9 protein-coding genes and 1 pseudogene are annotated in these 8740 nt (G+C 42.2%); 2 read left to right on the forward strand and 8 right to left on the reverse strand.

Going from position 1 to position 8740, the window contains the following annotated elements:
* Positions 1-67: 67 nt before the first annotated feature.
* A complete protein-coding gene (locus LC586_RS38505; RefSeq protein WP_229491079.1) occupies positions 68-469 on the reverse strand; it encodes a contractile injection system spike tip protein in 402 nt (133 codons plus the stop codon).
* A gap of 117 nt (positions 470-586) precedes the next feature.
* On the opposite strand from LC586_RS38505, the gene LC586_RS38510 reads away from it, so the two are divergent.
* A complete protein-coding gene (locus tag LC586_RS38510) occupies positions 587-886 on the forward strand; it encodes a type II toxin-antitoxin system HigB family toxin (protein WP_229491080.1) in 300 nt (99 codons plus the stop codon).
* Positions 870-1283: a helix-turn-helix domain-containing protein gene (locus LC586_RS38515; protein WP_229491081.1), complete on the forward strand. Its 414-nt coding sequence runs from the start codon at positions 870-872 to the stop codon at positions 1281-1283. Before LC586_RS38510 ends, LC586_RS38515 begins: the two co-directional genes overlap by 17 nt.
* 195 nt (positions 1284-1478) lie before the next feature.
* Here the strand turns inward: LC586_RS38515 and LC586_RS38520 are convergent.
* The 7 genes and pseudogenes from LC586_RS38520 to LC586_RS38550 form a co-directional block, all read right to left on the reverse strand.
* Positions 1479-2630: pseudogene (locus LC586_RS38520) on the reverse strand (IS701 family transposase).
* Positions 2590-2817: a hypothetical protein gene (locus LC586_RS38525; protein ID WP_229491082.1), complete on the reverse strand. Its 228-nt coding sequence runs from the start codon at positions 2815-2817 to the stop codon at positions 2590-2592. Before LC586_RS38525 ends, LC586_RS38520 begins: the two are co-directional and overlap by 41 nt.
* 256 nt (positions 2818-3073) lie before the next feature.
* The gene (locus LC586_RS38530; protein ID WP_229491083.1) at positions 3074-4579 is read right to left on the reverse strand and encodes an eCIS core domain-containing protein; all 1506 of its coding nucleotides are present in this window, start codon (positions 4577-4579) and stop codon (positions 3074-3076) included.
* Positions 4576-4824 (reverse strand): hypothetical protein, encoded by a 249-nt coding sequence (locus tag LC586_RS38535; RefSeq protein WP_229491084.1) that lies wholly within the window; start codon positions 4822-4824, stop codon positions 4576-4578. Before LC586_RS38535 ends, LC586_RS38530 begins: the two co-directional genes overlap by 4 nt.
* A complete protein-coding gene (locus LC586_RS38540) occupies positions 4821-6800 on the reverse strand; it encodes an ATP-binding protein (RefSeq protein WP_229491085.1) in 1980 nt (659 codons plus the stop codon). Before LC586_RS38540 ends, LC586_RS38535 begins: the two co-directional genes overlap by 4 nt.
* Positions 6797-8038, reverse strand: coding sequence for a Pvc16 family protein (locus LC586_RS38545; protein WP_229491086.1), 1242 nt, complete (start codon positions 8036-8038; stop codon positions 6797-6799). Before LC586_RS38545 ends, LC586_RS38540 begins: the two co-directional genes overlap by 4 nt.
* Before the next feature lie 3 nt (positions 8039-8041).
* Positions 8042-8740: hypothetical protein (locus LC586_RS38550; protein WP_229491087.1), on the reverse strand; the 699-nt coding region annotated here is incomplete at its 5' end.

Below are 8740 nucleotides of genomic sequence, written 5' to 3' on the forward strand. Positions count from 1 at the left end.
TTTTTCCCAATCCGAGTTGGGGATTTCAATCCCGTAAAAGAGGCACAAAATATCCATGCCTTTCAATCTACCACCAATTTGTACTTATATTTCTGCGGTAACATTGGGAATCCTGTGAACGGTTACGTGTCTGAGCTGGCGTCGTAACTTGGAATTTCGCTATGAAGGTAGTACCTTTGAGCAATACTGCTGTTCGTTTAGATTTAACTTTTCTGGCTTTTTGATTGGCAGCTAAAGATTCAATAAAAAGTGTTCCTATACCGGGGGTGATATTTGGCGGACTCGTGTAAGAACAACGAGGGACAATAACTTTTTTCTCGTCACCAACAATGCAAATTTTCTTGTTCTTAACTGTTGGTATGCCAGTACCAGTTAAGACCACACCAGCAGCAGGGACTATAACTGTTGCTTTGCCAAAGGTGGGGTTGAACATGGCGCGATCGCCAGAAGTGAGAATAGAGTCTAACATAAGCTTTTTGGTGAGAGATAAAAGATTAATTAGATTAGTTCGAGTTTGCTATGGGAGCGATCGCACGCTCTTACCCTCAATCAATGCTATGATTATCACAAATTTCTAACTTTAGAGATGCACGTAATCAGCAAAGTTAAATTGCGGGAATTCTGGGTTCAACATGCTGATTCTGAAGATGCTCTTAATGACTGGTACAAGTTTACGTCTAAAGCAAACTGGTCTAATTTAGTGGATGTTCAGAAAAGATATCCGAAGGCAGAAGCGGTTGGTAACTTTACAGTGTTTAACATCAAAGGTAATAACTATCGTTTGATTGTAGACATTAGATATTCCAGCCAGACAGTTTTTATTAAATACGTTCTTACCCATCCTGAATACGATAAAGAAAGGTGGAAAGATGACCCCTACTTCTAGTCAACAAACCTACACTGAGTTACTGATCCAATATCAGCCTAAGCCAATTAAAACAGAACAGGAGTATAACAGAGTCTTAAAAGTAGTAGAGGGGATGATGTCTGGTGAATTGACAGAGGCTGAAACTGCGCTTTTTGAATTGTTGGTTCTTCTGATTGAGAATTACGAGTCATGTCATTATTTTATAGGTGAATCAAAACCTGTGGCTACTTTGGAATCCCTGATGCATGAATTTGATGTGAAGCCAACTTCTTTAGTCCGGGTTTTTGGCTCTGTTGAGATTGTTAGGGAAGTGGTTAATGGTGAACGGAAAATTAGTCAATCTGAAGCTGAGTCTCTGGCCAAGTTTTTTAATGAGCATTATTCTGGACTTTCCCTCACATCTGTTGACTTTTAAACTTTTAAGAATGTCGCTACTAGATCGGGCGATCGCACATTTATCAATATTTATGCGTAGGCGATCGCTTTTAACGGGACTTAAACAAAAATTAAGCCCAAATAAAGCCTAAACTGGCTTTATAAGCAGCAAACAGGTCACGGTTAAGGGTTAACCAATCGAAAAATCGATAAGACATTGCTGTTCTAAAAGCCTCTAAAGCTTCAGTAAAAGTTTGTTAGCCCACCTTCGTCGTAACCCACCAGTCAACTGATGCCAAAGAATGAAAGTATAGGCACAGAAAACTAAAATAAAATGGCGTAGTAGACTTGTTTTATCTCGGACTTGATATTCTTTTAAGCCTAACCAACCTTTAGCTTCTCGATAAAATACTTCAACCCAATTTCTGTGACTATAAGTATCAACTATCCATTTTGGTGTAACAATCGACGAGGAAACATTGGTGATGAAATAGTCAATATCAGTGGCTTCTGAGAAAGTCGCAGCATTCATAACGATAGCAATATTTCGCTTTCCACTTAGACCTGATATCTCTACTTCTTTAGTTACTACCCATAATGTTTTGGGTTTATCTAAGTGGAATTTAATTTTCGTGAAAGCCTCTTGTGGTAACGCTTGTGCTAATTCATCTAGCCTCATTTTTTGTGGAATATTATTGTTATCATTGAGAATCACTTTGCGATTTTTAGCCAATCCTCCTAAATACTTGAGTTGACGATTTTCTAACTTTAATAAAAAACTTGTATTGTTACCATATCCAGCATCTACAATGACTATTCCTGGTTGATAACCACGGCTTAATGTCAGGTCTATTAATCTAATTGCTAATTCTGGCTTCTTCTCAAATAGGCGGTCTTGTTTACCTGCGGCTAATGAATCAGCGTGCTGATATAACTCTATATCTAATGGTAAGCTTTTTCTCCCATCATACAAATGCGTTGTTACCACTACTATTCCTAAATCTATTTTGCCAATTTCTCCGATATACAGAATCCCACTCCATCGGTAAAATTACCACTTTTTCACTTGGCCTGAATCATCAATTATGAGACTAAACCCTCTACTGATTCTCGTCTGACTACACTTGTTCATGATCTCTAACCGACGCTCGTTCACTTGGCAACTAGACCAGGGTGCTTCAGTTAAGAAGTGGTGTAATCGGTGGTAAGTCACCCCTATGGCATTCTCTGCCATCTGATATAAATTTTTTCTCTCACTTTCACCCAATAATCCCCCTATATAGTGTCTAAACTCTCTTTTTTGAGCCTTATGACTAAACACATCATCAAATTTTTGACACCATCTTTCAAAGCATGGCGGCATGGCTGCGGGGGTAGTTTCTTTCATGAGCTTTTTCAACGTGAAAGCTACGCTGAGATAGCATTATACCCTTTTTTACTCTTGTCTTTTGTTTAAGTCCCGTTAAGTCAGGTTGAATCAGTAAATAATGACGCGATCGCACGCTCATCAACCTTCCTGCATGAGCGATCGCTTTGAGGTTAGGTTGAACTAGCAAATAATGGCGTGATCGCACCCTCATCAACCTTCATATATGAGCGATCCATTTTTAAGACTTTGCTACAAGATCGGGCGATCGCACTCTTATGTAGATTAGGTTAAGTGTAAGCGTTATCCAACATTAAGTTACAATTTGAGCTTAATTCCTTCTCCCTCCCTAGTGATCTGCCAACCCAAAAATGCTGGGTGAGGGCTGGGTAAAGGGGAAAGGTTTTTAATCCTTTTCTCCTTACCCTTTACCCCGCCAAGTTCACTTGGCGAACTCTAGCTACTTACCACCATTTGCCCACTAATCTAACTGCTTTCGCCCCCATCTCTTCCGCTTCTTTCTCCAAACTAGGTTCATCATTTATTCCCACTCCCTTGGCTAGCTTCGTTGGCTTTACCCTTCCCTGCCTTTGCTGCACAACATGCCATGCTTCGTGCCCCAGATGTTTTTCCTGCCCTGGTGCCACATTGATCTCCTTCCCCTGCGTGTACGCTAACGCTTGCATCAATGCTGGCTTTGCTGAATTATAGTGGACGAGCACATCATCCATCTTCATGCCGGAGAGCTTTTCTATACCAGCTTTTAAGTTTTTTGGCAGTCCTTTTTTACTTTCCTTTGCTTCTACGCTCTGCTTTCTCTTTTTTCCTTGGTTTTCCGTCTCCTCCTCTACTCTCCTTTGTACCACGCTTTTCCTATTGTAGTAACGACTGCTGTCGTACAATGATTTCTCCTCGTTTTCGTCTGTATAACCGTATTGTGTTCTTTTATTTTTTCTCCTTTGGGTTATGTTTGCGTTGAGATACGCACTTTCTATACTCACCTCTCCTCCCTCTGGCACTAATTGGAGAACATCGTTAACAAACCTCTCCAATCGTTTTTTACATCCGTCACATGGCCCACTAGTCCCCGCAACAACAATGTGTATTTTAGTTTGATTTGTTTGATTGCTTTCCTCCTGCTGCATATGGTTATGAACTATTATGTTATAAGCTTCTTCTAGAGTCGCCACCTCACTGTCATTCTTGGAATCTTCTTCCTCCTCTTTTTCGGAATTCGTCAGGTTATTATCGTCAGAATACATGTAATATTGAGTGCTACTATCCCTCTGGAAGCTCGGTTCTGTTTTACCTATTAATTTTCCATTGATAAAAACTGCCGCTGATGTGAATATACCTCCGTGTTCTCTGTTTTTTTCCTTGATCTCTGTTAACATATGTCCTTTATGCAACTCATAATCAATGAAGTATATATGTGAGGCATCTAGTCTATTTGTTGGATCCAACATACTTCGTATCTGCATCAAGTCTTGATAAGTCATCGTCTTTAGATAGGTTCGTATCCTCTCTATGTCTTCCTCTTTCTGTGTATCATATCCTTCTGAAATTTTTACTCTCTGTACAGTAAAGTCAGAAGGAACTAAAGGGTTTTTTATGGGGTTTAGTGGGTGAAACACGAAAGATTTCGGTCTCAACTGCATCGTTTGTTTGACTTCTCCTTGTCCTTTCTTACCTTCACCTAACTGTCCAGCAAGAGGCTCATTTACCCTCAGCACTTCTGGACAATCTATCCGCTTTGTTCTAACCTGTGCTTTCGTTGTCGTGCTAATAGGCACTCTGCTAAAGTCTTTGGAAAAAACCAAATTACTTAATGGCTGTGTTTCCTGATAATCTGTTGATTGCACCTCTGCCTCCGAAACAGAACGAACGGCTGCACGCTCTAAAATTCCACTCGCCTGGGGTTTCTCACTTTTTTGCTGCTGATTAGTTTGGGCAGTACATTTACAAGTCATGGTTTCATTCCTCGATATATTTCTTGTGCAATTTGTTGCCCCATTTGGCTGGTGTTAATTCCAGGCTTTAGTTGAATCGCACCACCGGGCACTACCCCACCTGAGAGCAAGTTGTCTGGTAAACCTTCATTAGCCAGTAACTTCGCCAATTCATGCTCCACCTCTGCTTGCAACAACCGCGCCTGACTGTGAGAAATCGGCACTCCCTCTAAAATCAGCTTCTCTATATCAATATTGATATTCATACCCTAACCCCCGTAGATACTGAAACCCGAAAATCCGCCTCATTCACTGGTCGATCCAACTTGCGAAACTCAGCCCGTGCTGCCGCTAACACCAATTGCATCGTTACAGGCGTGCCAGCCCCAGCAGCCAGAAACGCTGCATTTAAAGCAATATTGTGGATACTGCCGCCCGTCATATTCAAACGTGCCAAGCGGTTAAAATCTAAATCCTGTGTTGGTGTCTCTGGTGGAAACACCTTTTGCCACATCACCTGACGTTCAGCCACACCTGGAAAGGGAAAATTCACAATAAACCGCAAGCGACGCATAAAGGCATGATCCAGCGAACTCTTGAGATTGGTTGCTAGAATTGCCAAACCGCGATAAGCCTCCAATCGCTGCAATAGGTAATTTACCTCAATATTGGCGTAGCGGTCATGGCTATCCTTCACCTCAGAACGTTTGCCAAACAATGCATCTGCTTCATCAAAAAACAGAATCGCCCCGCCATCTTCCGCCGCATCAAACAAACGACGCAGATTTTTCTCCGTTTCTCCAATATATTTGTTGACCACAGATGAAAGGTCAATCCGGTAAAGATTTAGCTGCAAATCATTGGCTATCACCTCCGCCGCCATTGTTTTCCCTGTGCCGCTTTCTCCGGCAAACAAGGCGCTGATGCCCATTCCCCGATTCATGCGGTTGTGAAAACCCCATTCTTGATAAACTAGGCTGCGCTGCCGGATTTGGTCAGCAATTTGATGCAGCAAGTTTGTCTCTTCTGCTGGTAAGACGATATTATCCCAAGTTGCTTTCGGGTCAAGGCGTTGAGCTAGAGTATCTAACTGCGGACGAGTACTAGCAAGACAAGCCGACCACAAACGATTTTGGATTTCACAGTTGGGTGTTTCGGCTAACACTTGCTGGGCAATCTGTTCAATCTTAACTAAATTGAGGTTAAACTGAGTCGCCAGAACCTGCGGACTACTATCTGCCACTCCTCCTAATACCTCAGTCCAAGTTGTTTTTTGTTCCCTGGCTGTTGGCTTTTCAACATCTACGACAATTGTGGGCAGACCCAATTGCCTAACCTCACGAGTGCTAAGGAAAAGTAGACCACCACTGCGGGTAATAAATCGCTGCAAGGGAAGTGCTTGTCCTTCTGTAGTCGGTTTAGCGTCAATTTCTTGGGCATCTAGATATAGAGCAAGCGGCAATAGCAAGCTTTCCCAATGCCATAAACGAGCAATCGTCTCTAACTCTCCCGTATGGGTGGGCAATAATTCCACTGACAAACGATAGATATATTTATCTAGTTGGGCTGCTACATATTGGGCTATTAGTTGCTTGCTGAGGGCATCTGCCCCCACTAGCTGAATAATTGGTAAGCGTTGTTCTTTATGGGTTTGGTGCAGTTGGAGAATAATTGTTTCGACAAGAGCATTTTGAGATGGGGGTAATTTTACATTCCATTCTGCTGTTTCCATCGTCATCAGTAATGATACCAAGCGATCGTCTAAAGAATTTAATCCTTTGACATAATTTAATATACGTTCATCTACCCGTAAACCACTCGTAGTCAGAGGTTGAACTCCTGACTGATGAATTTCAATTAATCGCCAGTAACGTAAAGGGCGTTCCCAATAAAGGGCATCCCAAGTAGGTTGTTCGAATAGTGATAAAGCCAAGGCAAAGGTAGGATAAGGCTGATGAGAATTATCGAAAGCTCTGGCACAAAGACGAGCCATACCCTGATCTAATTCCATTGCAACGCATAACAGTAAAACCTGTTGTTCAAAGTCAGATAAATCTAATTTTTGGCTTAAGAGAAGCAGCGCTGGGGGTGGATTCATCCCTTCCGCCATTGCCATTTCTATTACTTTAGGCTTCTCAATATCAGGTAACTGTGCAAGCTCACATAAACGCCAGCGTAACCAAGCCATTGCATTTGCTAGGTATTCTTCATTCTTTGCTATCCAACAATCGAGGTTGTTCATAAAATCACCACCTTTTGATTCTGGTCGAAAACAGGCGGTGTCACTGTGCGATCTACCAGTAAACTATCTACTCCATCAATCCGCACCCGCACAAAATACTCACCCGGTGTAACACCTGCAATCCGAAACTCCAGCCTATCTGTTTGAGTTGGATGTGGTTGAGCCAGCACTTCGCGATCGCCTAACAATAAAGCCACTCGCTGTCTTGGTCGCACTTGGGGGCTTAAAATCAGAGTAAGCGTTACTTCGCCATTAGCGTCTGCTGTTGCCTGTCGTGGTATGATATCCAGAATTTTTGGTGCTAAGGCAAAAGATAATTCATTGGTAGTGCGACTTGGTTCGCCAGTCGGCGTTACTTTGACTACCACAGAATATAAACCTGCTGCCCAGTTTTCAGGCTCATCAGGTAATTGAACTTTTATATATGTTGCCGTTCTCTCTGCTAAAGGTGGCACTTCTAGAGAAATTTCTAAACGAATAAAAGATATAACTATATTTTCACTATCTAAGTGGAAACCATTAAGAATGAGAATATCACCCAATCTCGCACTAGCTTGTTGGTTAGGCAATTGCAGAGAAACTAGTGTGGGCAAGGGAGACAATAGGTTTGATTGCAGAATTGGGCCGCGATCGTCAGATTGAAGTCTAATAATTGGTAGCGGAGTTTTTGCAGACAAGCTACTCTCAATCAGCACTACTGACACTTCATAAGCAGCTGAAACTCGATAAGGTACTTGAAAAGTTGACCAGAGGTTAAACGCCTCTTCCACAGATAGCGGTTGATAAACAATTCGCAACTGTTCTTCTTGTAAGTCAAGGTCATACTCTGAAGAATCGGTAGTAGGCAAGGCTGCCCTAATATCCGCAGAAGTAATCTTCGGATGGTCATTAAAAACACTCATCGCCACACCTAACAGACGATGACTCGTAGGTTCTGGAAAGTCATCATTTTGAGCGTAAGCAGTCAGCAAGTAGTAGAGGTTCAACGGCAAAAGCTGCCCTCCTGTTTCACCAGGCTTTACTTGAGAAGGAATATCCATATTCCGCCAAGCTGGGTTGATTTGAGTGTCGTAGAGAAATAGATTAACTTGGTCACCACTACTAACAGTACTATCTCGCACCTTATCCAATGGTCGTGTCGTCACAGTGATTCCCCCCGAACTCTCAACGTCAAACCTTTCCTGGAGCAAGTGACGCAATGTAATTGTGACAGCCGCAATAGCTAAAGCGTTGCTCATCGCTTACCCCCTTCTAGCACGTCGTTGCAAGTACTCATTCAAACTCATCACAGATGCTGCTGGACGGGGCTTTGGTCGAGGCGGAGGTGGTGCTGGGGCTGCACTACGAATTTCTAACCGACCAATTGTGACTTGAATAGCAGGTGGTGTTTCATATTCTGCTGGCGATCGCTTTTGGAGTTTTTTGCTACTACGTGCAATAACTGACAAATTTTTCACAGTGAGGTCATTGATAGGCTCAGATAGAGGTCTTAAATCAGATTCTTCTAATTGCCTAAAGTAAGAAGACTCTACCCTATCTCTGCCTCTATCCGCAGACATAGATAGGTTAGGGGATACGTTCTGAGGTAATATTACGTTTTCAACTGGGTTAGTCAATATACCTTCATTGGGATTAATTTGCTGCCGTTGCATATTTGCAGGATGATGGGCATAATTAATGTTCATCTCTTCCCCAGCTTGCCCCAATTCATTCCACTGTTCGACAACACCAACTTTCTGGGTAGTAATATGTTTGCGATCTCTGAATCTATCCGCAGACATAAAAAGGTTAAGAGATGCGTTCTCAGGTAATATGTAACCGTTCACAGGATTCCCAATGTTACCGCAGAAATATAAGTACAAATTGGTGGTAGATTGAAAGGCATGGATATTTTGTGCCTCTTTTACGGGATTGAAATCCCCAACTCGGATTGGGAAAAA

It is taken from the genome of Nostoc favosum CHAB5714 (assembly GCF_020829495.1).
GTDB classification, from domain to species: Bacteria; Cyanobacteriota; Cyanobacteriia; order Cyanobacteriales; family Nostocaceae; genus Nostoc; species Nostoc favosum.

Excerpts from the sequence above, each read along its gene's own strand:
- LC586_RS38505 (WP_229491079.1), bottom strand. The coding sequence starts at position 469 with ATGTTAGACTCTATTCTCACTTCTGGCGATCGCGCCATGTTCAACCCC.
- LC586_RS38510 (WP_229491080.1), top strand. The coding sequence starts at position 587 with ATGCACGTAATCAGCAAAGTTAAATTGCGGGAATTCTGGGTTCAACAT.
- LC586_RS38515 (WP_229491081.1), top strand. The coding sequence starts at position 870 with ATGACCCCTACTTCTAGTCAACAAACCTACACTGAGTTACTGATCCAA.
- LC586_RS38530 (WP_229491083.1), bottom strand. The coding sequence starts at position 4,579 with ATGACTTGTAAATGTACTGCCCAAACTAATCAGCAGCAAAAAAGTGAG.
- LC586_RS38535 (WP_229491084.1), bottom strand. The coding sequence starts at position 4,824 with ATGAATATCAATATTGATATAGAGAAGCTGATTTTAGAGGGAGTGCCG.
- LC586_RS38540 (WP_229491085.1), bottom strand. The coding sequence starts at position 6,800 with ATGAACAACCTCGATTGTTGGATAGCAAAGAATGAAGAATACCTAGCA.
- LC586_RS38545 (WP_229491086.1), bottom strand. The coding sequence starts at position 8,038 with ATGAGCAACGCTTTAGCTATTGCGGCTGTCACAATTACATTGCGTCAC.